General features: G+C 64.8%; 20 protein-coding genes. 11 read left to right on the forward strand and 9 right to left on the reverse strand.

Going from position 1 to position 24,556, the window contains the following annotated elements; all coding sequences use genetic code 11:
* The first annotated feature begins 401 nt into the window (after positions 1–401).
* The 5 genes from choW to ACR9ZN_RS25445 all read left to right on the forward strand — a co-directional run bounded on the left by choW (position 402) and on the right by ACR9ZN_RS25445 (position 6,255).
* On the forward strand, positions 402–1,232 hold the full coding sequence (gene choW / locus ACR9ZN_RS25425) for a choline ABC transporter permease subunit (protein ID WP_441774305.1): 831 nt from the start codon (positions 402–404) through the stop codon (positions 1,230–1,232).
* Positions 1,232–2,425, forward strand: coding sequence for a choline ABC transporter ATP-binding protein (gene choV / locus ACR9ZN_RS25430; protein ID WP_434959197.1), 1,194 nt, complete (start codon positions 1,232–1,234; stop codon positions 2,423–2,425). The genes choW and choV overlap by 1 nt, the downstream gene beginning before the upstream one ends.
* A gap of 425 nt (positions 2,426–2,850) precedes the next feature.
* The gene (locus ACR9ZN_RS25435) at positions 2,851–4,191 is read left to right on the forward strand and encodes a D-alanyl-D-alanine carboxypeptidase family protein (protein WP_434959198.1); all 1,341 of its coding nucleotides are present in this window, start codon (positions 2,851–2,853) and stop codon (positions 4,189–4,191) included.
* Between the two features lie 163 nt (positions 4,192–4,354).
* A complete protein-coding gene (locus tag ACR9ZN_RS25440) occupies positions 4,355–5,245 on the forward strand; it encodes a DMT family transporter (protein ID WP_441774304.1) in 891 nt (296 codons plus the stop codon).
* The gene (locus tag ACR9ZN_RS25445; RefSeq protein WP_481273491.1) at positions 5,242–6,255 is read left to right on the forward strand and encodes a CobW family GTP-binding protein; all 1,014 of its coding nucleotides are present in this window, start codon (positions 5,242–5,244) and stop codon (positions 6,253–6,255) included. Before ACR9ZN_RS25440 ends, ACR9ZN_RS25445 begins: the two co-directional genes overlap by 4 nt.
* A 146-nt stretch (positions 6,256–6,401) precedes the next feature.
* Here ACR9ZN_RS25445 and ACR9ZN_RS25450 read toward each other — a convergent pair whose 3' ends face one another.
* Entirely contained in the window at positions 6,402–7,451 is a 1,050-nt protein-coding gene (locus ACR9ZN_RS25450) for a LacI family DNA-binding transcriptional regulator (RefSeq protein ID WP_454811946.1), read from the reverse strand.
* A 202-nt stretch (positions 7,452–7,653) separates the two neighbouring features.
* Here ACR9ZN_RS25450 and ACR9ZN_RS25455 point away from each other — a divergent pair, with 202 nt between their 5' ends.
* From ACR9ZN_RS25455 to ACR9ZN_RS25475, 5 genes are all read left to right on the forward strand, one after another.
* Positions 7,654–8,673, forward strand: coding sequence for an ABC transporter substrate-binding protein (locus tag ACR9ZN_RS25455; RefSeq protein WP_481273492.1), 1,020 nt, complete (start codon positions 7,654–7,656; stop codon positions 8,671–8,673).
* A gap of 136 nt (positions 8,674–8,809) precedes the next feature.
* On the forward strand, positions 8,810–11,056 hold the full coding sequence (locus ACR9ZN_RS25460) for an ABC transporter permease (RefSeq protein WP_454811949.1): 2,247 nt from the start codon (positions 8,810–8,812) through the stop codon (positions 11,054–11,056).
* On the forward strand, positions 11,053–12,117 hold the full coding sequence (locus tag ACR9ZN_RS25465) for an ABC transporter ATP-binding protein (protein WP_434959204.1): 1,065 nt from the start codon (positions 11,053–11,055) through the stop codon (positions 12,115–12,117). The genes ACR9ZN_RS25460 and ACR9ZN_RS25465 overlap by 4 nt, the downstream gene beginning before the upstream one ends.
* A gap of 51 nt (positions 12,118–12,168) precedes the next feature.
* Complete coding sequence (locus ACR9ZN_RS25470) at positions 12,169–12,984, forward strand: inositol monophosphatase family protein (RefSeq protein ID WP_434959205.1); 816 nt, start codon at positions 12,169–12,171, stop codon at positions 12,982–12,984.
* 101 nt (positions 12,985–13,085) lie between these two features.
* Complete coding sequence (locus ACR9ZN_RS25475) at positions 13,086–13,469, forward strand: VOC family protein (protein ID WP_481273493.1); 384 nt, start codon at positions 13,086–13,088, stop codon at positions 13,467–13,469.
* Between the two features lie 122 nt (positions 13,470–13,591).
* On the opposite strand, the gene ACR9ZN_RS25480 is transcribed toward ACR9ZN_RS25475, so the two are convergent.
* The 4 genes from ACR9ZN_RS25480 to recR form a co-directional block, all read right to left on the reverse strand.
* The gene (locus tag ACR9ZN_RS25480) at positions 13,592–14,644 is read right to left on the reverse strand and encodes a methylenetetrahydrofolate reductase (RefSeq protein WP_434959207.1); all 1,053 of its coding nucleotides are present in this window, start codon (positions 14,642–14,644) and stop codon (positions 13,592–13,594) included.
* On the reverse strand, positions 14,641–15,246 hold the full coding sequence (locus tag ACR9ZN_RS25485) for a methylenetetrahydrofolate reductase C-terminal domain-containing protein (protein WP_434959208.1): 606 nt from the start codon (positions 15,244–15,246) through the stop codon (positions 14,641–14,643). Before ACR9ZN_RS25485 ends, ACR9ZN_RS25480 begins: the two co-directional genes overlap by 4 nt.
* Before the next feature lie 25 nt (positions 15,247–15,271).
* Positions 15,272–15,574 (reverse strand): virulence factor, encoded by a 303-nt coding sequence (locus ACR9ZN_RS25490; protein ID WP_454811957.1) that lies wholly within the window; start codon positions 15,572–15,574, stop codon positions 15,272–15,274.
* Positions 15,575–15,690: 116 nt separating this feature from the next.
* The gene (recR, locus tag ACR9ZN_RS25495; RefSeq protein WP_481273494.1) at positions 15,691–16,293 is read right to left on the reverse strand and encodes a recombination mediator RecR; all 603 of its coding nucleotides are present in this window, start codon (positions 16,291–16,293) and stop codon (positions 15,691–15,693) included.
* Positions 16,294–16,565: 272 nt separating this feature from the next.
* Here recR and ACR9ZN_RS25500 point away from each other — a divergent pair, with 272 nt between their 5' ends.
* Positions 16,566–17,651 carry an HPP family protein gene (locus ACR9ZN_RS25500; protein WP_454811959.1) on the forward strand — a complete coding sequence of 362 codons (1,086 nt, stop codon included), beginning with the start codon at positions 16,566–16,568 and terminating at the stop codon, positions 17,649–17,651.
* Between the two features lie 76 nt (positions 17,652–17,727).
* Here the strand turns inward: ACR9ZN_RS25500 and ACR9ZN_RS25505 are convergent, their stop codons facing one another.
* The 4 genes from ACR9ZN_RS25505 to pdxR all read right to left on the reverse strand — a co-directional run bounded on the left by ACR9ZN_RS25505 (position 17,728) and on the right by pdxR (position 24,493).
* Positions 17,728–19,530, reverse strand: a complete 1,803-nt coding sequence (locus ACR9ZN_RS25505; protein ID WP_481273495.1) for an NAD(P)-binding domain-containing protein — start codon at positions 19,528–19,530, stop codon at positions 17,728–17,730.
* 128 nt (positions 19,531–19,658) lie between these two features.
* Positions 19,659–20,732: a 2,3-butanediol dehydrogenase gene (locus ACR9ZN_RS25510; RefSeq protein ID WP_481273496.1), complete on the reverse strand. Its 1,074-nt coding sequence runs from the start codon at positions 20,730–20,732 to the stop codon at positions 19,659–19,661.
* A gap of 163 nt (positions 20,733–20,895) precedes the next feature.
* The gene (locus ACR9ZN_RS25515; RefSeq protein ID WP_481273497.1) at positions 20,896–22,791 is read right to left on the reverse strand and encodes a sigma-54-dependent Fis family transcriptional regulator; all 1,896 of its coding nucleotides are present in this window, start codon (positions 22,789–22,791) and stop codon (positions 20,896–20,898) included.
* A 289-nt stretch (positions 22,792–23,080) separates the two neighbouring features.
* Positions 23,081–24,493 (reverse strand): MocR-like pyridoxine biosynthesis transcription factor PdxR, encoded by a 1,413-nt coding sequence (gene pdxR / locus ACR9ZN_RS25520; RefSeq protein ID WP_481273498.1) that lies wholly within the window; start codon positions 24,491–24,493, stop codon positions 23,081–23,083.
* Between the last annotated feature and the right edge of the window lie 63 nt (positions 24,494–24,556).

The raw sequence follows: 24,556 nt of genomic DNA on the forward strand, positions 1-24,556 counted from the left end.
AGTTAAATCTGAGTGAAAGCCCGGCGGGGAATGCCCCGCCGGATCGCCGAGCCGAGCCGACGCAAGATCGGCCTTCGACAAAACCATGCTTTCTATGGGGCAATGGCGTTTTGCGATTTGGCGGCCTGGCCGGGAACCGCAAAGACGCGCCCGAACAGGGGGGAGCAAAAGTGCGGTTCTGTTTGAACGCGCTTTGGCCTGGAGCGTTTTGCGTTTTGGCGGTTATGCCAAGAATCGCAAAGACGCGTCGAACCAAAGAGTTAGAGCAGGCAGGCGTTTTCGTCTAAACGCGCTTTGCTCTAGCAATGATGACGCAGGGGGCGGCCGGAACCTGTCGTGGTCGGGCCACGGCGGAGCCCGATGTCCCAGGGCATAGCGCGGGGGAAAGAATGTTCGATTGGGTGACTGATACGAAGCTGCCATTCGGCAAGTTCATGCAGCTCGTCATCGAGTTTCTGCAGAAATACTGCACGACCTGGCTGTTCGATCCGCTTCGTATCGGGATTGAAAAGACGGTCAGCGGCACATCCGTGCTCCTGACATATCCGCCGCCCATCGTCATTATCCTCCTCGTCCTCGCCTTTGCTTGGTGGCGGCACCGTTCCTGGGGCCTGTGCCTGTTCGTCTTCCTGGGCTGCCTGTTCATCTGGAACCAGGGCTATTGGGCCAACACGATGAAGACGGTCTCGCTGGTGCTGTGGTCGGCCGCCATCGCCATGGCCATCGGCATTCCCCTCGGCGTAATGGCGGCGCACCGGCCCAGGCTCTACGCCGTGCTGCATCCCATCCTCGACATGATGCAGACCCTGCCTACCCTGGTCTACCTCATCCCGATGGTCGCCCTGTTCCGCCTCGGCTTTGCTCCGGGCCTGATCGCCACGCTGATCTTCGCCCTGCCGGCGCCGGTGCGCCTGACCTATCTCGGCATCACCTCCACGCCGACGGCGCTCAAGGAGGCCGGCGAATCCTTCGGTTCCACCAAGAGCCAGCTCTTGTGGAAGGTGGAGCTACCGCATGCCATGCCCACCATCATGGCCGGCGTCACCCAATGCATCATGCTCAGCCTGTCGATGGTCGTCATTGCCGGCCTGGTCGGCGCCGAAGGCCTCGGGGTGGACGTCGTGCGCGCCATGGGCCAGTTCAACATTCCGCGCGGCTTCGAAGCGGGGGCCTGCATCGTTATCCTGGCGATCGTGCTGGATCGCCTGTGCCGTACGAAGGGAGCGCACTGATGAGCGTCGCCGTCGATTTCAAGAATGTCGATATCATCTTCGGATCGCGCCAGGCCGAAGCGATCAAGCTGCTCGATGCTGGCTCGACCCGGGCGGAGATCCTGGAGAAGACTGGTTCGGTGCTGGGCTGCGCCGATGGCAACCTCACCGTGCAGGAAGGCGAGATCAGCGTGCTGATGGGCCTGTCGGGCTCCGGCAAATCGACCCTGATGCGTGCGGTCAACGGCCTCAACAAGGTCACGCGCGGCAAGGTCCTGGTAAAATCCGACGACAAGATGGTCGACGTGGTCAGCTGCAACGAGCAGACCCTGCGACATGTCCGCCAGCATTCCGTCGCCATGGTGTTCCAGCAGTTCGGCCTCCTGCCCTGGCGCACCGTGGCGGAGAATGTCGGTTTCGGCCTGGAGCTTGCCGGCGTGCCCGAGGCCGAGCGCAAGGCCAAGGTCGACAAGCAGTTGGAACTGGTCCATCTCAAGCAATGGGAGAAGAAGTTCGCCCATGAGCTGTCCGGCGGCATGCAGCAGCGCGTGGGCCTTGCCCGCGCCTTCGCCACCGAGGCGCCGATCCTTTTGATGGACGAGCCCTTCTCCGCCCTAGACCCCCTGATCCGCACCAAGCTGCAGGATGAATTGCTGCAGCTGCAGAAGGAGCTGAAGAAGACCATCATCTTCGTCAGTCACGATCTCGAGGAGGCGCTCAAGATCGGCAACACCATCACCATCCTGGAAAGCGGGCGCATCGTGCAGTCGGGCCCGCCCGAGGATATCGTGCTGCGTCCGGCCAACGAGTATGTCCAGGAATTCATCGCCAATGTGAATCCGCTCAGCGTGCTCACCGCCTGGCACGTGATGCAGGACGCCCGCGATCTTCATCGCGGTGAAGATGGCTGGATCTGGCTCGACACCCGTCAGACCACGCGTTTTCGTCTCGATGACGGCGGCCATGTCGTGGAAGCCGAGCGTGACGGTGTGCATGGCGCCTGGGTGCATTGCTCCGAATGCGAAAAGCCGGTGCCCGAAGAAGAGCGTCCCTGCTATTGGGCCAGCCCCGGCACCTCGCTCAAGACAGTGATGCTGGCGATGCACAAGGCGAACACGGCCCCTGTCGCTCTGTTCGACGACGAGAACCGCTTCGTCGGGGCCATCGGCGTCAAGGACGTGCTGCAGGCCGTGCTCCGGCGCCAGGACGCCTGAAACAAGAAGGTACCCCCAGAGCGCGGGTGTCACGGCGGCATGCTTGCATGTGAAGGCGCCTAGCGTACTCATTTGTCTGATTTATAAAGATAAAGGCACTGGCTTTTGTCATGCCCGGGCCTGACCCGGGCATCCAGCTCCCCGGCCGGGTCTGGATTGCCGGGTCAAGCCCGGCAATCACAAAGCTCGCGGTTAATCGAGTGGGACGACACCAAATACGTTCTCGCATGCTGCGATGTCCGCGCCTGCGTATTACCGGTTCGAATTGGGTGTTTTGCAATCCTCTCCCGCCCGCATTGATCCATTAAGGCTTTGCCGCGATACTGGCCGTTCTGCCAATGCAGGCGCGCGAATGCTCCAGGTGGTCATTAAAATGCCCCCTTGAGGTGGATGTGTCGCCGCCGCTGAAGCCGAAAGAGGAACTGATGGGTATTACGAATCGCGCAATCGCCACCACACTCGTGGTCGGCCTGGCCCTCGGACTCGCGGCAGGCGTTGCGCGTGCCAATCCCATGGCGAACCCCACCATCGTCGTCGATGCCGCCAGCGGCAGGGTGCTGCAGCAGCAGGATGCGACCAGGCCCTGGTATCCGGCCTCCCTCACCAAGCTGATGACGGCCTACACCGTATTCAGGGCCATCAAGGCAGGACGCGTCGACTTGGGCACGCCGATCGCGATCTCACCACTCGCCGCCAGGCAAGCGCCCTCCAAGATGGGCTATCCGGTCGGCACGATGGTTACCATCGACGACGCCCTCAAGATGCTGGTTGTGCATTCGGCCAATGACATCGCCGTGGCCCTGGCCGAGGGCGTGTCCGGTTCGGTGGATGCCTTCGCCGCCGAGATGAACGCCAATTCGCGGGCGCTGGGTATGGCCCAGAGCCAGTGGGTCAATCCCAACGGCCTGCCCGATCCGCGCCAGATTACCTCGGCGCGCGACATGGCGGTGATGGCGGATGCCATCATCACGCAATTCCCGCAATATGCCTCGCTGTTCCAGATCCAGACCATCCAGTCCGGCAACCGGGTCATGCGCACCCACAATGCCTTGGTCTACCGCTATCCCGGTACCGATGGCATGAAGACGGGCTTCATCTGCGCGGCCGGCTTCAATGTGGTGGCGACGGCCACCCGCAACGGTCGCAAGCTGATCACGGTCGTCATGGGGGCGCCTACACCGAAGGTACGTACCAACCAGGCCGTGGCGCTGTTCGAGGCCAATTACACCAATTCGGGTGGCGGCTTCTTCAGCAAGGCGCCGCTCGCCACCCAGCTTCCGGCCTCGGCCTATCCAGGTCCGGCCGATATTCGTGAGATCGCCTGCTCGCCCAGGAAGGGCGGTCCGGGTGCGGCGGAGAGCGCCGATACGGCCGAGGTACTGCCCGGCAGCCCCGGAGCGCCTGCACCCGCGCCTGAGCCCAGTCCGTTGCTGGCGAGCTGGGTGACGGCGCCGCCGATTGCGGTCGGTCCCTATCTCGGGCCCCGGCGCCCGGTCTACAGCCTGCCCAACACGCCCATTCTCGCCGATCTGCCACCCAAGCCTGCGAAAGAACTGCCGGCGAAAGGCAAGCCGGCAACCAAGCTCGCCGGCAAGAAGGGCGTGACGGCTGCCGGTTATGCCGATCCCGGCAAGCCCTTGGCGGTGCCCGATCAGCTCACCGACCCCAAGCTCAACAAGGGGCGCAAGAACCTGAAGAAGGCCGCCGAGAGCAAGCCGAAGACGCCGCCCAAACCGCCCAAGCGCAAGGTGCATCACGAGGGATAGGGGCAGCTTCTGGATAGCCGGTCAAGCCCGGCTATGACAAACCGGAGCGTTTTCTGCCTGGGCAGGCCGCATTGGGGTGAGACCGCTCTTGCTTTCGATCCGGTCCACCTTAGAGGTTGACCGCGACCCGCATTGGCGGGAGCCTCCGCTGGATCGCCTCGCAATGTCGAACAATACCATCCTGACCGGATTGAGCCTCGGGCTGCTGGCGGCCCTGTGCTATGGCGCCAACGTGCCCTATGCCAAGCTCGCTGCGGAAGCCGGCGCCAGTGGGCCGACTGTGGTGTTCTACCGGGCCTTTCTGCTTGTGGCGCTGCTCGGCGGTCTGGGCCTTGGCCAGGGTGGCACGCTGGCCGTTGCCCGGCCCTGGCGCCTGCCAGTCTTCGGCTTGGGCATCGCCACCAGTTTCGTCGGCCTTTGTTACATTTCCTCGGTCGCCTTCATCCCGGTGGGGATTGCCACTATCCTCTATTACACCTACCCGCTGCTCATCCTGGTCATCAGTCCGCTGGTGGACGGCGAGCGATTGACGCTGGCGCGCCTCGCCATCTTCGCCCTTGCCTTCGTTGGTCTCGTGATCGCGCTCGGCGCCGATTTCGGCGCGCTGGATTGGCGGGGCGTGGCGCTGGCCCTGATTGCGGCGGCAGCCGCCGCCCTGCAGTTCTTCTGCGCCGCGCGGGCAACGCGCGGCGTCAATCCCGCAGTTGCCGGATTCTGGACGCAGCTGATCCTGATTCCGGTCGCGTTGGCGGCCTGTCTCGCCAGCGGCAGGCTCGCCTCGCCGGCCGTGCTATTGGAAGCGGGAGTACCGGTCGGCCTGCATATCGGCCTGTTCGTCCTGGCCTTCCTGTGCCATTTGACGGCGGCCCGGTTGACGCCGCCGGCCGCGCTGGGCCTGGTGTTCTGCGCCGAGCCCGTCGCCTCGATCCTGCTGGCGACACAGGTGCTCGACGAGCATCTGACGGCCCGGCAGGTCAGCGGCGGCACGCTGGTGCTCATCGCCGTAGTGGCGTCGGTACTGATGGAAAGCCGCAGAAAGGTCGTATCGGCATGACGCCGCCCCGCATCCCCGCCTTCGTGCTCACGGGTTTTCTCGGCGCCGGCAAGACGACGCTGCTCAATCGCCTTTTGAAGGATCCTGCCTTGGCCGACACGGCCGTGGTGATCAACGAATATGGCGAGGCCGGGCTCGACCACCTGCTGGTCGAGAAATCGGGCGATGGCGTGGTGCTGCTATCCTCAGGCTGCCTGTGCTGCAGCCTGCGCGGCGATCTCCTCGACACGCTGGCCGATCTCGCGGCGCGGCGCGCATCGGGCGAGTTGCCGCCTTTCGCCCGCGTGGTGATCGAGACGACCGGCCTCGCCCACCCCACACCCGTGCTGCAGACCTTGATGGCGCCGCAACTGGCGGCGGTGGGCTATGTCCTCGCCGGCGTCATCGCGGTCGCCGATGCCTTGAGGGGAGAAGCGTTGCTCGACGAGCATGCCGAGGCCGTCGCCCAACTTGCCGTGGCGGACCGCATCCTGGTCAGCAAGACCGACCTTGCGGGCGACGTCGCGACCTTCACGGGAAGGCTGCAGGCTCTCAATCCGCGTGCTGCCATCAGCCTCATGCCGGATGCCGAAGCTGCTGCCGCACTGCTCGAGGTGCCCTTTCCAAGCGCGGGATCTGCCGTCGTCACGCGCCCCTTCTTTTCAGCCCACGACGCTTCGATCGCTTCCTTCACGCTGGAGACCGACAAGACCCTGATGCCTGCCCGCTTCATTGCCTTCATCGATGAATTGCGCGAACGTTTCGGCGAAGGCCTGTTGCGCTTCAAGGCACTGGTGAGGCTTGCCGACGATCCCGAGCGGCCGGTGGTCCTGCATGGCGTCCAGCATTGGTTCGCGCCGCCGGAACGTCTCGATGCCTGGCCGAGCCCTGACTGGCGCACCCGTATCGTGGTGATCGGCCGTGATCTCGACCGGCGCGGCATCGAGGATCTGTTCGCGGCCTTTTGCGACGAGCCACGCCTGGATGCTCCCGACCGCGCAGCCCTGACCGATAATCCCCTGGCTTTCTGAATGCGTGAAAAGAGGCGGGGACCCTAGAGCAAAGCGCGTTTAGCCGGAAACGCTTGTCGCTCTCACTCTTTGGTTCCCAGCCAATCCTACGGATTGGCTGGAGCGTCTTTGCGATTCTTGGCGATTCCACCAAATCGCAAAACGCCTCAGCCTTCTTGCCGCGACAGGTCGGGCATGCGTACCGTGCCGCGCCAGATCAAGGGCACGTCGAGGCAGGTTCGCGTGCCCCGGCCGATCGTGCCGTCGGAGCGGCTGATCATGCCGCCGTCGCGCACCAGTTCGGCGACCTTGTCGGCGATATGGTCGATGGGTTGGGCGAAGGTGGTGAGGTCATAGGCCCGCCAGCCGGCCTGCTCGATGTCGTCGAAGCCGATGACGCACAGATCCTCAGGCACACGCAGGCCGAACTCCTTGCGCGCGGCATCGACGAAGCCGCAGGCCATGAGATCGTTGATGCAGAAGGCCGCGTCGGGCGTGACCTGCCGGGTGAACAAGGCGCGCGCAGCCTCGGCGCCGGCCTCATAGCTGGTGCGGCCCTGGCGCCAATGGATCGGTTCGAAGCCGGCTTCGCGGGCTGCATCGAGAAAAGCCCGCTCGCGTTCGGTGAGGCTGGGCGTGCCGGCTTGCGAGGTGACGCAGGCCAGGCGCCGGCAGCCGGCGCGCTGGAAGGCCAGCACGGCCTGATGGGCGGCGTCCTTGTTGGCGACCGTAATGGTGTGCGCCTCGTCGAAATCCTGGTCCCGGTTGATCAGGATCAGCTCCTGGCCGTGGTCGAGGCAGGTGCGGGCGATGGCCCTGTCCGGCGTGCCCGAAAGCACCACCGTGGCGTCGGCCCGGTAGTTCAGGGTCTGTCGTACCGCGCCGGCCACGGCCTCGGGCGAGCCGGAGGAATTGATCACCATGGCGACCTTGCCCGTCTGTTGCAGCCGGCCGATCAGGTTCCGGGCGAGGCGCGACTGGAAGGGCGTGTCGACGTCGGAGACGATCAGGCAGACGATGCCGCTCTGCTGGCGCATCAGGCCGCGGGCGAGATGATTGACGTGGTAGCCTAGATTCTGGGCCGCCTCCATCACGCGTTTACGCGTCTCCTCGGAAACGCTGGCTCCCGGCGTGAAGGCGCGGGACACGGCGGAACGGGAGACGCCGGCCAGCCTGGCGACTTCCTCGGCGCTGACGAAGGAGCGGGCTGGTTTCATGACGGGAGCCAGTCGAACATTGACAGGGAGGTTGCACGCCCTTGCAGTCATGTGCAAGCGCTGCTGTTGGTTTTACCCAGTTCGGGTGGATTGCTCGGTGAATTCTCGCATGGAATTCTTGATTGACAGCATGATCTCGCTGATGCAGCTTTTGCACACGTGTGCAATACAAGCAAAACAGCATGCCGCCCGGAGGAAACCCATGAAGAAAACACTCGCTGCCGCCGTGGTCATGGCGGCGCTGCTGCCCGCCGCCGCCCAGGCCGAAGGATCACTCAACCTGATCTGTGCGGCGGATGTCGCCGTCTGCGAACTGTTGAAGAACAAGTTCGAGAAGGATAGCGGCGTCAGCGTCAACATGGTGCGCCTGTCCTCGGGCGAGACCTATGCCAAGATCCGGGCCGAGGCCGCCAATCCCAAGACGGATATCTGGTGGGCCGGCACCGGCGACCCGCATCTTCAGGCCGCCCAGGAAGGCCTGACTCTCGAATACAAGTCGCCGGCGCTCGATCAGTTGCAGGACTGGGCCAAGCGCCAGGCCGAGCAGTCGGGCTACCGCACCGTGGGCGTCTATGCCGGGGCGCTCGGCTGGGGCTATAACACCGATCTCCTCGCCCAGAAGAAGCTGAAGGCGCCGGGCTGCTGGGCCGATCTCGCCGATGCCTCCTACAAGGGCGAGATCCAGATGGCCAACCCCAACTCCTCGGGCACGGCCTATACGGCGCTGGCCTCGCTGGTGCAGATCATGGGCGAGGACAAGGCCTTCGACTATCTCGCCAAGCTCAATGCCAATGTCTCGCAATATACCAAGTCAGGCTCGGCCCCGGTGAAGGCGGCGGCGCGCGGCGAGACCACGGTCGGCATCGTCTTCATGCATGACGCGGTGACGATGACGGCCGAAGGCTTCCCGGTCAAGGCGGTGGCGCCTTGCGAGGGCACCGGCTACGAGATCGGCTCGATGAGCATCATCAAGGGCGCGCGTAATCTCGACAATGCCAAGAAATTCTATGACTGGGCCCTGAAGCCGGAGATCCAGTCGCTGATGAAGGATGCCAAGTCCTTCCAGATTCCCTCCAACAAGAACGCCGAGCTGCCACCCCAGGCCCCGCGTTTCGAGGACATCAAGCTGATCGACTACGATTTCAAGAAATTCGGCGATCCCGCGACTCGAAAGGCCTTGCTGGAGCGCTGGGACCACGAGATCGGCGCCAACGCCAACTGAATTCGGCTCGCTCCTTAAGCGGAGCAATCGCTCCGTCGTCCCGACGCCAGCGGCGGTGGCGCTGCCGCCGCGACCTGCATCGCAAGTCGTGGCCGGGGGATGACGACCACCTTCCACCATTTCCAAGAGGCCTGCCATGAACAGGCGCAATCGCCGCCTCGACTGGGTGCTCGCCTTGGCCGTTCTCGGCCTGGCGATCCTGCCCTGGTACAGGCTCGAATCAGGCCTGCTTTCGACCGGCTGGCTCAGTGACTATCCGCTGGGCGCCAAGGCAGGCCCAGGTCTGGTCCAACTCGCCCTGCAGGGGCGCGGGTGGCTGTGCCTGCCCCTGCTGGCGCTGCTGCCGGCGGTATGGGCACGCTTTGCCACGAACCCGGTGCCCCGCGCTCGGCTGCTGGTCGCCTCGGGTCTCGCCGGCGCGGCCATCATGGTCCTCCAGGGCTTCGCCATCGCCTATTCGGGCTGGCGCTGGCCGGTGTTCGAGGCCTGGTTCGGTGCGCTCGGAACGGGGCAGGAGGCTTTCGGCGCCGGTGCGGCCGCGCTGCTGACCGCGTTCCTCCTGCTGTTCAGCTTCGGCCTCGCCGAGCGCGGCGTGCTGCGCGGCGACGCCTTCGTGGTATCGGCGATCACCATCCTGATCGCCATGGTCGCCACCTTCGTGTTCTATCCGGTCGGCATGGTGCTGGTCGGCGCCTTTCAAGGCATCGACGGCGGCTTCGATCCCGCCGGCTTTCTCAAGACGCTGACCGATCCCTCGATCTGGACCCTGCGCTGCCTGTCCGGCAGCGGGCGCTGCGGCGTCGCCTGGTCCACTTTGACGCTTGCCATCGCCACCGGCATCGGCTCGACCTTGCTGGGCCTCGCTTTCGCCCTGGTGGCGACCCGCACCCGCTTTCCCTTCAAGCGGGCCCTGCGGCTGCTCACCATTCTCCCGATCATCACACCGCCCTTCGTGGTAGGCCTCGCCTTGATCCTGCTGTTCGGGCGCTCCGGCGTGGTTACCCAGGGCCTCGCTTTTCTCTTCGACATTCCGCCCGGCCGCTGGCTCTACGGCCTCACCGGCATCTGGATCGCGCAGGTGCTCTCCTTCACGCCGATCGCCTTTTTGGTGCTGATCGGCGTGGTGCAGGGCGTCAGCCCTGCCATGGAGGAGGCAGCCCAGACACTCAAGGCCGATCGCTGGCGCACTTTCGTCACGGTGTCACTGCCGCTGATGCGACCGGGTCTCGCCAATGCCTTCCTGGTCGGCTTCATCGAGAGCCTGGCCGATTTCGGCAATCCGATGGTGCTGGGCGGCAGCCATGGCGTGCTCTCCACCGAGATCTTCTTCGCCGTGGTTGGCGCGCAGACGGATCCGGCGCGCGCGGCCGTGCTGGCCCTGATTCTGCTCTCCTTCACCCTCACCGCCTTCGTCGCCCAGCGGCTCTGGCTCGGCGGCAAGAATTTCACCACTGTTACCGGCAAGGGCGATTCCGGCCAGCATGCCGGGCTCAGCCGGGGTGTCGCCGCGCTTTCCATCGGCGTGGTCTCCGTGTGGTCGGCCTTCACGCTGGTGGTCTATGCCATGATCCTGTTCGGCGGCTTCGTGAAGACCTGGGGGCTCGACCACAGCCTCACGCTGGAGCACTACACCCGGGCCTTCGCCGTGACCTTCGACCAGGGCACGTTGCTATGGAGCGGCGTCGCCTGGGGCTCGTTCTGGACGACGATGGAGATCGCCCTGATCTCGGCGCCGCTGACGGCGGTGGTCGGCCTCATCACCGCCTATCTGATCGTGCGCCAGAATTTTGCCGGGCGCTCGGTGTTCGAATTCGCCCTGATGATGAGCTTCGCCATCCCCGGCACGATCATCGGCGTTTCCTATGTCTTCGCCTTCAACCTGCCGCCGGTGGAGATGACGGGAACGGCGCTGATCCTGATCGTCTGCTTCGTCTTCCGCAACATGCCGGTGGGCGTGCGCGGCGGCGTGGCGGCGATGAGCCAGATCGACCGCAGTCTCGACGAGGCCTCGCTGACGCTGGGGGCGAACTCCTTCACCACGGCACGGCGCGTGATCCTGCCGCTGCTACGGCCGGCGATCGTCGCCGCCCTGGTCTACAGCTTCGTGCGCTCGATCACCTCGATCAGCGCGGTGATCTTCCTGGTGAGTGCCCAGTACAACATGGCGACCGCCTATATCGTCGGCTTGGTCGAGAATGGCTCCTATGGCGTGGCCATCGCCTATTCCAGCGTACTGATCGTGGTGATGATTGCCGTGATCGGCGGCTTCCAGGCCTTGGTCGGCGAGCGAAGGCTCCGCCGCGAGGACCGCGTCGCTGGCCTGTCGGCCAAATCCGCAACCAGACCCCAAGACAATATCCAGCCTCAGGAGAAGGCGGCATGAGTATCGATATCAGGCCGGGCTCGGTCACCTTCCAGAATGTCCGCAAGGATTTCGGCGCGGTGACCGCCATCGCCGATCTGTCGCTCACGATCGAACCGGGAACGCTGGTGACCCTGCTCGGCCCTTCGGGTTGCGGCAAGACCACGACCCTGCGCATGATCGCCGGGCTGGAGCATCCCAGCGCCGGCCGCATCAGCATTGGTGGCAAGGATGTTACAGCCCTGCCGGCCAATGAGCGCGACGTCTCGATGGTGTTCCAGTCCTACGCCTTGTTCCCGCATATGAGCGTAGCCGATAATGTCGCGTACGGCCTGATATCATCAGGCCTGCGCAAGGCGCAGGCGCGCGAGAAGGCGGCCGATGGCCTCGCTCTGGTGGGACTGGCCGGCTATGGCGAGCGCCTGCCGAGCGAATTGTCGGGCGGCCAGCAGCAGCGCGTCGCCGTGGCGCGCGCCCTGGTGGTCGAGCCGCAGGTGTTGCTGCTCGACGAGCCACTCTCCAATCTCGATGCACGGCTGCGTCGGCGAGTCCGCACCGAGATCCGCGAATTGCAGCAGCGCCTGGGCTTCACGGCTGTCTATGTCACCCATGACCAGGAGGAGGCGCTGGCCGTCTCCGATACGGTGATCGTCATGCATCAGGGCCGGATCGCCCAAGCCGGTACGCCGCGCGAGCTTTATGAAGCGCCTGCCTCCGCCTTCATCGCCGATTTCATCGGCGAGGCCAATGTGGTGCCCTGCGAGGTGACACGCGTGGCCGACGGCCGGGCCGAGATCCGGGTCGGCGAGGGCGGGCATGCGCTGGCGGCGCGGGGCCTGGCCGTAGGCCCCGCGAAACTCGCCATCCGCCCCAACGCCATGACTCTGCGCGAGGCCGCGGGGGCAATGCTGTCGGGCAAGGTATTGCACGCCGCCTATCTCGGCGACCATGTCGAATATGAGATCGAGACCAAGGCCGGCCCCATCTTCCTGATCGATTCCGGCACCGACCGCATGCTGGAGCCGGGAAGCCCGATCGGTGTCGACCTGCATGACCGGGGCCTCGCCTTGGTGCCGGAATGAGCTGCCGTTCCGCTCCGCTCCCTATTTTCGAATGTTGATACCGGATTGCCCATGACATCGCCTGCCACCGCCGACATCGCCGCCCGCCTCGACCTTGCCCGGGACGTCATCCGGGAGGCAGGTCTCCTGGCGCTGTCCTTCTTCAACGATCGCGATACGCTGGCGGTCGAGACCAAGGCCAATGCGCAGGATGTGGTCTCCGCTGCGGACAAGGCCAGCGAAAGGCTGCTGCGCGAGCGCATCCATGCGGTTTTCCCGGACGACAGCCTGCTTGGGGAGGAATATGGCTTGAGCGAAGGCACCTCAGGTTATTGCTGGGTGATGGACCCGGTCGACGGCACCAGCCCCTTCGTCTTCGGCCTGCCGTCCTGGTGCGTCTCGGTCGCGGTCATCCACGGCAGCGAAACGGTTGTCGGGGTGATATATGCGCCCGTACGCGACGAGCTCTATGCCGCCGCCCTCGGCCAGGGTGCCAGCCTGAACGGCACCACCCTGCGGCTTTCCGACAAGAGAAGCCTGGTCGACGGCGTGCTCGGGGTGGGTGCCAATCACCGCGTGGCGCCCGAGATCATCACTGGCTTCCTCAATGCCCTCCTGCACGAGGGCGGCATGTTCATCCGCAACGGGTCGGGCGCGCTGATGCTGGCCTATGTCGCCGCGGGCCGTCTGGTCGGCTATTACGAGCCGCATATGAACGCCTGGGACTGCCTGGCGGGCCTGTGCCTGATCAGCGAGGCGGGCGGCAAGGTCGAGAATTTCCTTGCCCATAGTGACCTCGCCCGCGGCGGCCGGGTGATCGGCGCGGCTCCGGGGGCCTGGGAAGGCCTGATGCGACTGGTGGGGCAGGCCGAGGCTGTGGCGGCATGACGGGAAGAGGCGGACGTCCCGTCCGCTTTTTTCCATGCTCCTGACAAAAACTGGCAGGGCGAGGCGCTAGTCTTTCCTCATCGCAACCGAGGAACATGACGATGCCCGATCCCGCCTTCAAAGCCAGTTTTGCCCTGCTGATGGTCGACAGCCCGCGGCGCAGCGCTACCTTCTATCGTGAATTGCTGGGCGTTGAGCCCGTCGAGGAGCAGGTCACCTTCGCCATGTTCGCGCTGCCGACCGGCCTGATGCTGGGTCTGTGGTCCAAGCATACGGCCGAACCCGCGCCCAGCGCCCCGGCCGGCGGTGTCGAGATCGGTTTCGAGGCCGTGGATGCTGCCGCCGTCGATGCGACCTATGACAAATGGATCGAAACGCGCGATGTGCGCGTATTGCAAAAGCCCGTCGATCTCGATTTCGGCCGTACCTTCGTGGTGCTCGATCCAGACGGCCACCGGCTGCGCGTGTTCGCGGCGGCGGGGTAACAGTCTCTCCCGGGTGCACGGGCATCCTGCCCGTTCTTCCTTTCTGCAAGCGCTGAGCTTCCAGGAACGGGCATCGGTGACATGCCAGCATGTCACCGATGCCCGTACAATCTGAAATGGTGCTACTGCGCCCCCACCATCTCCTCATGCGGCATCGGGCTCGGGGCCATGTCGCGGCGCCAGGGCGTGCGGCCGGCCAGCACGCCGGATTCATGCACGATCTCGGCGACATATTCTTCCTGCCGATAGGCCATCACATGCACGCCGGCGACGCCCTTGATCTCGCGGACCTGCTGGATGATGTCGATGCACAGCCGCTTGCCTTCCTCCTTCTGATCCTGCGCACCTTCCAGGCGCTTGATCACCTCGTCGGGCACATGCACGCCGGGCACGTTGGAGCGCATCCATTTGGCGGTGCGGGCGGAGGCGAGCGGGCCGACGCCGACCATGATGAAGCATTTCTCGTGCAGGCCCATGTCGCGGATGCGGGCCATGAAACGCTCGAGCAGCGGCACGTCGAAGCAATATTGGGTCTGGATGAATTGCGCCCCGGCCTGGATCTTCTTGGCTAGGTTGATCGGGCGGAAATCGTAGGGCGGCACGAAGGGATTGGCCGCCGCGCCCAGGAACATGGCGGGTGGCGTGGTGATCTTGCGCCCCGACAAGAAGCGCTGCTCGTCGCGCATGGTGCGGATGGTGGAAAGCAGGGCTGTCGAATCGAGGTCGAAGACCGGCTTGGCCTCGGGATGGTCGCCGCTCTGCACGCCGTCGCCGGACAGGCACAGCACATTGCATACGCCGAGCGCGGCGGCGCCCAGTACATTGCCCTGGATAGCGATGCGGTTGTAGTCGCGGCAGGAGATCTGGAACACCGGCGAATAGCCGACACGGGTCAGCAGGGCGCAGATCGCCACCGAGGACATGTGGCAATTGGCGCCGGAGCCGTCGGTGGCGTTGACGGCGTCGACCCAACCCTCGAACGGCTTCACCCGTTCGAGCACGTCGTCGGGATTGGCCGAATCGGGCGGGTTGAGCTCGGCCGTGACGGCAAACTCTCCGCGGCGCAGCACGCGTTCGAGACGCCCGCGCGAGGTGTGGCCCGGCAATTCGGGCAGGGGGGCTGCCGGGTGAGGCCCGAAATCGTCGGGATGCGGTAGCCTGTTATCGATGCTCATGGTTTGCCTCCGCTGGCCGCGGTTGCATTGGATTTGGCTGCTGCTGCCTTGGCCTTGGCGGCGGCCGCCGCTGCTGCCTTCTCGGCCGCGATCCTGGCATTGTAGCCCGACTTCTCGCGAGCGACGGAAAGCCAGGAGGACTGCCCTTTCAGGCGGTGATCGACCGGCCCCTGCGGCGCCTCGATCGCACTGCCAGCAGCCATGTTGCGCGAGCCCTCATAGGCCTTGACCCAGACGCAGGGCATATCGGCATAAACCTCGCAATTGCCATTGGCCCGCACACCGCCGCAGGGCCCATTGCGCAGGCCTTTGGGACAATTCATCGGGCAGGACATGCCGGTGGAGGACAGCGCGCATTGGCCACACATCTTGCAGTCGAACAGGGTCGACTTGACGAGCTTCTCGACCTTGGCCACCGGCTTTTCCAGCCTCTCCCAGCCGATCGCCGTGAACAGAGGCGAGAGCTTGACCAGTGTCCACTCGACACCGTCATAGACCCGCTCCATCGCGGCGGAATGGCGGATGGCCCAGAAGCGCAGGGCGAATTTCTTCGCGTCGCGCGGTGGCTTTCCGGTGGCTTCGAAGGCAGCGGGCGTGCGCATGGCTCGTGAGCTCGCATTGAACGGATCAGGAAATTTCCTTGCCGCCATTCTTGGCAAGAGCCGCCAACCGTTCCTTGTCGTATTCCGCCTCGATCTTGGCCGCCGCCGCCGAAACTTCCGCTTCGAGGTCGTCGCCGCACTCGATCGGGGGGCTGCGATGGAATTCGGAGAGATAATCGTCGGTGCCGGCGGCGCCGCCACGCATCGCCGCCATGTCGACGGCCTCGCCGAAGCGGGAGCTCAGTTCGCGCTTGGCGCTGGTGCGGCCCTGCTTGGCCACCACCATGGTGGGAATGTCGCGCCAATAGGTGATGATGAGCTGGGGCATGGTGGCTCCTTGGAGCGCGGACATCCTGTCCGCTCTTGGAAACATTGCATTTCTAGTAAGAAAAGAGCGGACACCGCGGCATGCAAGCATGTCGCTGAGATGTCCGCGCTCCTACCTCAAAACGGCGTCCGGCTGCGGATCGCGGCGGCCAAGGTGCCCTCGTCGAGATAGTCAAGCTCGCCTCCAACCGGCACGCCATGCGCCAGTTTCGTCACCTTGACGCCCGTGGGTGCCAGAAGATCGGTGACGTAATGGGCGGTGGTCTGGCCGTCGACCGTGGCGTTGAGGGCGAGAATTACCTCGGAAACCCCATCCTCAGTGACGCGCGCGACCAGCCTGTCGATGGTGAGGTCCTCAGGACCTATGCCGTCGAGCGGCGAAAGCGTGCCGCCGAGCACGTGGTAGCGGGCATTGACGACACCGGCCCGCTCCAGGGCCCAGAGATCGGCAACATCCTCGACCACCACCAGCAGCGTGTTCTCCCGCCGGGCATCGCTGCACAAAGTACAGGGGTCGGAGGTGTCGATATTGCCACAGTTCGAGCAGACCACCACGCGCTCGCAGGCGATTTGCAGAGCCGATGCCAGCGGTACCATCAACTGCTCGCGCTTCTTGATCAGCGTCAGCGCGGCCCGGCGTGCCGAACGCGGCCCGAGCCCGGGCAGGCGGGCGAGCAACTGGATCAGGCGTTCGATTTCAGGGCCGGTAACGGATGCCATGAAGCTCAGATAGGTGATTTGCGGCTGAGGCGCGAGGGGAGAGTGCGGGAGTGGTCGTTTTGTACATGGCTTCCTGGGAGCGCGGACATCCTGTCCGCCTCTTATCATCCTGCAAGCACCATGTTTCCAAGATGCGGACAGGATGTCCGCGCTCCCAGGGGCACTGCGTCCTTTCGTACCTTGAATGCCGACTGCCTAAGCTTTAAGCACCTATCGCTTCGCGATATATCGCGGCGGGCGGACTGCGCCCTCTTTGTCTGCCGGGTGGGTCCATGGCGCTTCTTCCCTTCAAGCTGTTCTCGCCGGTCCTGGCCGGGGCTACCTTGCGCGACCGGCTGTTCGCCAGCCTGGGCGCCATCGTGGGCATCGGCTTGACCGGCCTGGTCTGCACACTCGTCTTTGGCCGCGATCCGCATCTTCCTTTCATCGTGGCGCCTGTCGGCGCTTCGGCCGTGCTGCTTTTTGCCGTGCCGGCCAGTCCGCTGGCCCAGCCCTGGTCGATCATCGGCGGCAATACGCTCTCGGCACTGTGCGGCATCACAGTCACCCAGTTCGTGCATGAGCCGATGCTGGCCATCGGTCTGGCGGTTGGTCTTGCCATCGCGGTGATGTCGCTGACGCGCTGCCTGCATCCGCCCGGCGGGGCCGCTGCCCTGACGGCAGTGATCGGGGGCCCCGCAGTGGCCGCCGCCGGCTTCGGCTTTGCCCTCGTGCCTGTTTGCCTCAACTCGGCGTTGCTGGTGGCGCTGGGCTGGCTGTTCCACCGCTTCTCCCGCCACCCTTATCCGCACGTGCCGGCTTCCGTCCCGGTCAGCACGCATGGCACCAGCGACCCCGTACCCTCTCTGCGGGTCGGCTTTCGCGACGAGGATATCGAGGGGGCGCTGACCGATCTCGGCGAGACTTTCGACATCGACCGGCAGGATATCGACCGCCTGCTGCGGCGGGTCGAACAGCGGGCGCTGTCGCGCTCCCATGCCGATCTCACCTGCGCCGACATCATGTCGCGCGACATCGTCACCATCGAGCCCGAAGCCAGCGCCGAGACGGCGATCAAGCTCCTGCTGGAGCATAATGTCCGCACCCTGCCGGTGATCGACTTCCACGACCGCGTGGTCGGAACGGTGGGCCTGCGCGACCTTGCCGGCCCGGTGAAGCAGGTAGGGGACGTCATGACCCTGCCCACTCTCTCCACGCCGGGAGCCCCCGCGCTCGGACTCGTTCCCGCCCTCACCGACGGCACTGCCCATGCCGTGGTCATCGTCGACGACGACAAGCACATTGCCGGGCTCGTCACCCAGACCGATCTGCTGGCCGCTCTGTCGAGCCTGTCGGCCCGCGAGGGATGGGGAAAGTAGAGGCCCTATGAAAGAAAGGGGCGGTTTGTGGCCGCCCCTGATGTTCCATCACTTATCGTGACAGTACGACACCGTCTCAGGACAGATGATGCCGTTCCTGGATCTTGTAAACCGGTGTCGGGATCGCCTCCTTGCGAGCCTTGAGCTGCAGGGACAGGTAGAGCGAGTAATGGCGGGACTGGTGCAAATTGCCGCCGTGGAACCATAGAGCTTCCTGCTGCGTGGGCTTCCACATGTTGCGCTGCTCGCCTTCCCAGGGCCCGGGATCCTTGGTGGTATCAGAGCCCAGTCCCCAGCATTTGCCGACCTTGTCGGCCACTTCCTTGGAGATCAGGTCGGCGGCCCAGCCGTTCATCGAACCGTAGCCGGTGGCATAGACGATGAGATCGGCCGGCAGTTCGCGGCCATCCTCCAGCACGACGCCGGTTTCGTTCAATTCGCGGATGCCGACGCCGCTGACCAGCTTGATCCGGCCATCCGCCACCAGGTCGCAGGCGCCCACATCGATGTAGTAGCCCGAACCGCGGCGCAGATATTTCATGAACAGGCCGGAATCGTCGTCGCCGAAATCGAGCATGAAGCCGGCCTTCTCCAGCCGCTGGTAGAACTCGGCATCCTTCTGGCGGATCTTGTCGTACACCGGCACCTGGAACTCGTGCAGGATGCGATAGGGCAGCGAGGCGAAGATCAGATCGGCCTTGCGGGTGGTCATGCCGGCGGCCACTGCGCGCTCCGAATAGAGGTCGCCGAGCCCGATCTCCATCAGCGAGTCCGATTTCACGATATGGGTGGAGGAGCGCTGCAGCATGGTGACGTCGGCGCCGCCCTCCCACAGGGCCGCGCAGATGTCGTGGGCCGAGTTGTTGGAGCCGACCACCACCACTTTCTTGCCGCGATAGGCGTCCGGGCCGGGGTGGCGGGAGGAATGCTGCTGCTCGCCCTTGAAGACGTCCTGGCCCTTGATCTTCGGTATGTTGGCCTTGCCCGACATGCCGGTGGCCAGCACGAGCTGTTTGGGTTTCAAGGTGATCTCGCGGCCGTCCCGCTCGACGATCGCGGTCCATTCCTTGGCCGTCTCGTCGAAGCTCGCGGATTTGCAGGTGGTGGAGCTCCAATAGTTCAGCTCCATCACCTTGGTGTACATCTCCAGCCAGTCGCCGATCTTGTCCTTGGGCGCGAAAACCGGCCAATTGTCGGGAAAGGGGATGTAGGGCAGGTGGTCGTACCAGACCGGATCGTGCAGGCAGAGCGACTTGTAGCGCTTGCGCCAGCTGTCGCCCGGTCGCTCGTTCTTCTCGATGATGATGGTCGGCACGCCGAGCTGCCGCAGCCGGGCGCCGAGTGCGATGCCGCCCTGGCCGCCGCCGATGATGACGACATAGGGCTGTTCGCTGAAACCGAGTTCCGTGGCTTCGGATTCACGCTTCTCCTTCCAGGTCTTGCGCGTGGGATCGCTGCCGTGCTCGGCTCCCATCGGCCGGCGGAAACCTTTGGGTTCCTCATGGCCCTTCAACTCGCTCATGGTGGTGAGCAGGGTCCAGATCAGGCCATTTTTCAGGCGGATATGGCCATAGCCGCGCGCTGCCTCCGTTTCGAACTCGAACCAGCCCTCGGTCACGCCATTGCCGTCACTGGCGGCTTCTTTGGCGTCCTGGCGGAAATGGCCCGGCTTGATGGCGGCCAACTGTGCCTCCAGCATCTCGCCGATGGCCTCGCGCCCTTCCAGGGTGCGCAGGTTCCAGGTGAAGGTCACCAGGTCGCGCCAATAGCAATCTTCCTGGAACAGGTTGACTGCAGCCTCGATGTCGCCGCTGGCGAGCGCCTGTTCGAGCTTGGCCAGGACCATATCCACCCTGGCCTGCGGACTTTGATCGAGCATGGAATTTCCTCCGTTTTATCTTGTTGTTCGAGACTATTGCTTCGGACAGAGAACGAACGCTTGCTTGTTCCAACTCCTTATTTTCGAATCGGGCTTGGTTTTCGAACCGGACTTGTCGCGATCCGGCGTTATCGAGCCAGGTCGATCAGGATCTTGAGCTGTTCGCCGGCCGGATCGAGCAGGGCGTCGAAACCATCGGTGACGGCCTTGTCGAGCGTGATCTTGCGGGTCACGACCTTGTTCGCCGGCAGCAGGCCGGAACTGATCAGGCGGATGACGCGCGGCCAGTAATGGGTGGGATAGGCCCAGGAACCGCGAATATCGACATCCTTGAAGGTCACCTGGAACCAGTCGAGCGGATTCTCGTGCGGATGCAGGCCGGTCTGGACCACCACGCCCTGTTTGCGCACGGCGTCGAGGCAGGCCTTGAGGGCGTGCTCGTTGCCCACGCATTCGATCGCCACGTCGCAGCCGACCTGTCCCTCGCTGAGCGCACGCACGACCTCGCCGGGATTGTCGTGCTTGGGGTTGATGGTGATGAGATCGGGCAGGGCCGCCTTGGCGAAGGCGAGGCGCTTGTCGTTGATGTCGGAGACGAAGAGCTGGGCTGCACCGGCAGCCCGGGCCGCCAGCAGCGTGAGCAGGCCGATCGGGCCGGCGCCCGTCACCAGCACGCTCGAACCGGCGGTGACGCCACCGCGGTCGCAGGCATAGACGGCCACCGCGCTCGGCTCGACCAGGGCCGCTTCCTCGTCGCTGAGCGTATCGGGGATCTTCTGCACATTGTAGTCGTTGAGCAGGGCATAATCGGCCATGCCGCCCGAAACCCAGCTCAATCCGGCCAGCGCGAGCTGGGGGCTAAGGTGGAAGAGGCCGCGATCGGCGAAATAATCGCCCGAACGCGGCATGATCAACGGCTGCACCGAGACCCGATCGCCCGGCTTCACCGCTTCGACCCCCTCGCCGACCGCCTCGACCACCCCGCCGAATTCATGGCCGAGGATCTGCGGGCCGCTGGTTCCGCTGAAGGGATGCGGTTCGACCGGGATGAAGATGGGGCCATAGGCGTATTCGTGCAGATCCGTGCCGCAGATGCCGACGAAGCGATTGCGGATCAGAACCTGTCCCGGTGCCGGTTGGTTCGGCTTGGGCAGTTCTTCGAGCCGCAGATCCTTGGCGGCGTGAAATCGCAGGGCCTTCATCCTTGTCTTCCTCCCGTGTTGCATGTTGTTGGGCAGGAAGAGCAATCGCCGTGCCAATCGGCGGGACGTCGTGGCCTGGGGCGGTTTCAGCCCTCTTGGGCGTAGGCAACCGTTGCATGGCGCGCAACAGATGCCACACCTGTGGCGGGGGTGCTGCAACAGGTCAGTTGCGTTGACTCAGGCCGTGGCGTTTCATCTGGCGATGCACTGTGGAACGATCGACGCCCAGGTTGCGTGCTGCCTGCGACACGTTCCAGTTGCAGCTGGCGAGCACGGCTTCGAGAGCCGACCTTTGCGTGTGCGGCTCCTCGGTTCTCGGCGGCAGCGCCCGCCTCAGCAGGGCTTCGGGCAGGTCGCACAATTCGATGACGCCGTTCTGGCACAAGACGGCAGCGACCGAGACGATATTGTCGAGCTCGCGGATGTTGCCGGGCCAATGATGGGCCTTGAGCGCGAGCAGAGCTGCCGGCGCGACCGCCAGCGCCTCGCCGTTAACGCGATGCTTGGCAAGGATCTTGTCGAGCAGCCAGATGAAGTCGGATCGCTCGCGCAAGGCCGGCACCACGAGCGTCGCGGCATTGAGCCGGTAGAGCAGATCCTCGCGAAAGCCGCCATCCCTGGCGAGCGCCTCGAGTGGCCGGTTGGAGGCGGAGACCACCCGGATGTCCAGCGGCTTGGACCGCGAAGCGCCCACTGGCGTCAGCTCCCGCTCCGACAAGACCCGCAGGAACCGGCTCTGGAGCGCCAGCGGCATGTCGCCGATCTCGTCGAGGAAGAGCGTGCCGCCATTGGCCTCCTCGATCAGCCCGATCCGCCCCCTTGGCGCCGCGCCGGTGAAGGCCCCCGGCAGATGGCCGAACAATTCGCTTTCGATCAGCGGTTCGGGGATCGCCGCGCAGTTCACGGCTACGAACTTGCCGGTCCGGCCGCTTGCCTCATGGATGGCGCGGGCCAGGTATTCCTTGCCCGTGCCGGTTTCGCCCTGGATGAGGATCGAGACCGGCCTGGGGGCGAGCTTGGCGACCTTGGCCTGCAAGGCGGCGAGCTGGCCGTCGCCGCCGCTGAGATTGCGCAGCGAGGCGGGAATGTCGTGGCGCGTCCCTGCCGGCGAACGCACGGCGATATCGGGTTCGATGGCATGGGCAAACAGGGCGTTGCCGTCCCGTGCGAAGACCAGACGATCCTGCGGGCGATGCTGGCGCGTCAGGTCGGGCAGGTCGTCGATGTCCATGTCGAAGAAGCGCGACAGGGGCTGGCCGATCAGGGCCTGCGGATCGCGCCAATCGAGATTGCCTGAACGCGCCAGGACCTTGGCGCCACCATTGGTCATGCCGATGATGCGGCCGGAGCCGTCGATGGCAATGCCGGCTTCGGGGTCGACATCGAGAAATTCCGGGGAACGCGAGAAGCGCAGCACCCATTCACGGCTCGATTGCGCCATCAGGTTGGCGAGCTCGATCCGCCGCACAGTGGCCGAGACGAGATGCAGCGCCAGGTTCTGGCTGGCCTTCTTGATCGGCGAGCTGAGCAGGGAAATGTCGAGCACCGCCGAGAGGCCGCCCTGGATATCGTAGATCGGGGCGGCGGTGCAGGAGAGGGGCGTGTGGGTATTGTCGAAATGGTCGGTCTGATGGATGGTCAGGGCCTCGCCGGCCTCGATGCAGGCGCCGACCGCGCAGGTGCCTGCCCGCGATTCCGACCATTCCGAGCCCATATAGAGGCCGGCCTTGCGCAGATTGTTGTTGAACAGCGGGTCGCCGTAGAAATCCACGGTCACGCCGGCCCTGTCCGAGAGCAGCAGCACGTAGTTCTGCCCCGCCACCTGGCGGAACAGGTTTTCAAGCCCCGAGCGGGCGATCGCGATCAGTTCTTCCGATTGCTGGCGATGCTCGCGCAATTGGGTATCCGGCACGATATAGGCCTCGCAGGCCTGGGCCGGATCCAATCGGTGCTTGTTGATGCAGCGCAGCCAGCTCTGCACCACCGTGACGTCGCGGATGGTTGCCGCGCCCAGGCTGACGCTTTCGATCTCGCGGATATGATCGACATACGAAGCCATGAGAAGGTGCAGCCTGCCTCCCTAAAGCATTTTGCGATTTCACCGGATCACTTCAAATCGCAAAGATGCGGCGAAACAAAGAGTTGGAGCAATGTGCGGTTCGGAGGATCGCACTTTGCTCCAGGAAATGTATTTCTTGATCCGTCCGGATCAGAAACCAAGTCGTCTTGCTTGGATCTCGCGTGGAAAGCGCCAGCTCGATCAAATTCTACCCCGCAGCCTCCAAGGCGCGGATACTCCAGTGTGCACTAGTGCCCGCGAATGTAAACCGTCTTGGCGCATCGGCTGCTCAGCCATGGGCTGCGACCAGGGCCAGCAGGCGGTCGCAGTCACTGGCGATACGCCTGGGGTCGACATTGGTGACGCCCAGCAGCAGTCCGGCTCGCCGCGCACCGCTGTACCAGGGTGAGAGCGGCACGGGCGCTATCCCGAAGGGCAGGGCCTGACGGGAGACGGCAACATCGTCGATCGTATCGGGTAGGTCGAGCAGGACGGCGAGACCTCCATTGGCATGTATCTTCATACCCAAGCCGATGCACGTGGTAAGGCAGGAGGCGAGAGCGTCGCGCCGGGCGGCGTAGAGGCGTTTCATCCGGCGCAGATGCCGTAGATAATGCCCCTCCGCCAGGAAGCTCGCCACGGCTCGCTGGATCGAGACCGCTGGCGCCGGCGCGAGGGCGGCGGCCACGTCACCGAAACGGGCCGCCAGTTGTGGCGGGACGACCAGAAAGCCCAGGCGCAGTGCTGGGGTGATGGTCTTGCTGAAGGTGCCGGCATGCAGAACCCGCCCCCGCCGGTCGAGCGAGGCAAGGGCAGGTGCGGCCCGCCCCCTGAGCTGCAATTCGCTGAGATAGTCATCCTCGACGATCCAGGCCTGGCGGGCCTGGGCCCAATCGAGCAAGGCAAGGCGCCGTTCGAGCGACAAAGTGAGGCCGAGAGGCGCCTGCTGGCCCGGGGTGACCACCGCAAAGGCGGCATCCGGCGCGAGCCTGAGACCGGCAGCGACATCGATGCCGTCCTGGTCGACCGGAACCGGCGTGATCGTCACCCGGGCCTGCTCGAGGGCGACGCGGGTCAGGACGAAGGCGGGATCCTCGAGCCAGGCCTTGCGGCCGTCGAGCCCGAGGGCGCGCAGGATGAGGCCGAGGGCGCCGGAATAGCCCGACGTCACCAGGACCTGGTCCGGCTCGCATTGGATGCCGCGGGCCAAGGCGAGATAGGCGGCGATCTCGCGCCGGAGCTCGATATGGCCGCGCGGATCGGGATAGCTCACCGGCGCCGCGGCAGCAGCGCGGGCGCTGCGCGCCATGATGCGCGACCACAGCGAAAAGGGAAAGGCGTCCTGCGCCGGTACGCCCATCTGGAAGGTGGCGGGCGGGCGCTCGAAATCGGGAAACAGGGTAGGCAGGGGCGTGGCTACCGGCAGGCGTGCCGTTGTTTTCGGCAGAGCTCCCTCGTGGATCACCCGCGTACCGGCGGCTCCCATGCCGGCGATCAACTGTTCGTCGGCGAGCTTTTCATAGGCAACGCGCACGGTGCCGCGGGCGACGCCGAGCTGCGCCGCCAGATCGCGCCAGGATGGCAACCTTGCGCCGTTGGCCAGCCGGCCGTCGCGGATGGCGGCAGCGATGCCCCGATGGATCTGAACGGCCAGCGGAGCCTGGGCGGTGCGATCGATACTGATCCGGAAGGGGGCGGTCATGCCAGGATGGTACAATATTTGATGCAATTCTTGGTGCTTTTTTGTGAGCCGAAGGTGGACCAT

This window comes from Labrys sp. HAY1-8F, assembly GCF_056754975.1.

Excerpts from the sequence above, each read along its gene's own strand:
- choV (WP_434959197.1), top strand. The coding sequence starts at position 1,232 with ATGAGCGTCGCCGTCGATTTCAAGAATGTCGATATCATCTTCGGATCG.
- ACR9ZN_RS25435 (WP_434959198.1), top strand. The coding sequence starts at position 2,851 with ATGGGTATTACGAATCGCGCAATCGCCACCACACTCGTGGTCGGCCTG.
- ACR9ZN_RS25440 (WP_441774304.1), top strand. The coding sequence starts at position 4,355 with ATGTCGAACAATACCATCCTGACCGGATTGAGCCTCGGGCTGCTGGCG.
- ACR9ZN_RS25445 (WP_481273491.1), top strand. The coding sequence starts at position 5,242 with ATGACGCCGCCCCGCATCCCCGCCTTCGTGCTCACGGGTTTTCTCGGC.
- ACR9ZN_RS25450 (WP_454811946.1), bottom strand. The coding sequence starts at position 7,451 with ATGAAACCAGCCCGCTCCTTCGTCAGCGCCGAGGAAGTCGCCAGGCTG.
- ACR9ZN_RS25455 (WP_481273492.1), top strand. The coding sequence starts at position 7,654 with ATGAAGAAAACACTCGCTGCCGCCGTGGTCATGGCGGCGCTGCTGCCC.
- ACR9ZN_RS25460 (WP_454811949.1), top strand. The coding sequence starts at position 8,810 with ATGAACAGGCGCAATCGCCGCCTCGACTGGGTGCTCGCCTTGGCCGTT.
- ACR9ZN_RS25465 (WP_434959204.1), top strand. The coding sequence starts at position 11,053 with ATGAGTATCGATATCAGGCCGGGCTCGGTCACCTTCCAGAATGTCCGC.
- ACR9ZN_RS25470 (WP_434959205.1), top strand. The coding sequence starts at position 12,169 with ATGACATCGCCTGCCACCGCCGACATCGCCGCCCGCCTCGACCTTGCC.
- ACR9ZN_RS25475 (WP_481273493.1), top strand. The coding sequence starts at position 13,086 with ATGCCCGATCCCGCCTTCAAAGCCAGTTTTGCCCTGCTGATGGTCGAC.
- ACR9ZN_RS25480 (WP_434959207.1), bottom strand. The coding sequence starts at position 14,644 with ATGAGCATCGATAACAGGCTACCGCATCCCGACGATTTCGGGCCTCAC.
- ACR9ZN_RS25485 (WP_434959208.1), bottom strand. The coding sequence starts at position 15,246 with ATGCGCACGCCCGCTGCCTTCGAAGCCACCGGAAAGCCACCGCGCGAC.
- ACR9ZN_RS25490 (WP_454811957.1), bottom strand. The coding sequence starts at position 15,574 with ATGCCCCAGCTCATCATCACCTATTGGCGCGACATTCCCACCATGGTG.
- recR (WP_481273494.1), bottom strand. The coding sequence starts at position 16,293 with ATGGCATCCGTTACCGGCCCTGAAATCGAACGCCTGATCCAGTTGCTC.
- ACR9ZN_RS25500 (WP_454811959.1), top strand. The coding sequence starts at position 16,566 with ATGGCGCTTCTTCCCTTCAAGCTGTTCTCGCCGGTCCTGGCCGGGGCT.
- ACR9ZN_RS25505 (WP_481273495.1), bottom strand. The coding sequence starts at position 19,530 with ATGCTCGATCAAAGTCCGCAGGCCAGGGTGGATATGGTCCTGGCCAAG.
- ACR9ZN_RS25510 (WP_481273496.1), bottom strand. The coding sequence starts at position 20,732 with ATGAAGGCCCTGCGATTTCACGCCGCCAAGGATCTGCGGCTCGAAGAA.
- ACR9ZN_RS25515 (WP_481273497.1), bottom strand. The coding sequence starts at position 22,791 with ATGGCTTCGTATGTCGATCATATCCGCGAGATCGAAAGCGTCAGCCTG.
- pdxR (WP_481273498.1), bottom strand. The coding sequence starts at position 24,493 with ATGACCGCCCCCTTCCGGATCAGTATCGATCGCACCGCCCAGGCTCCG.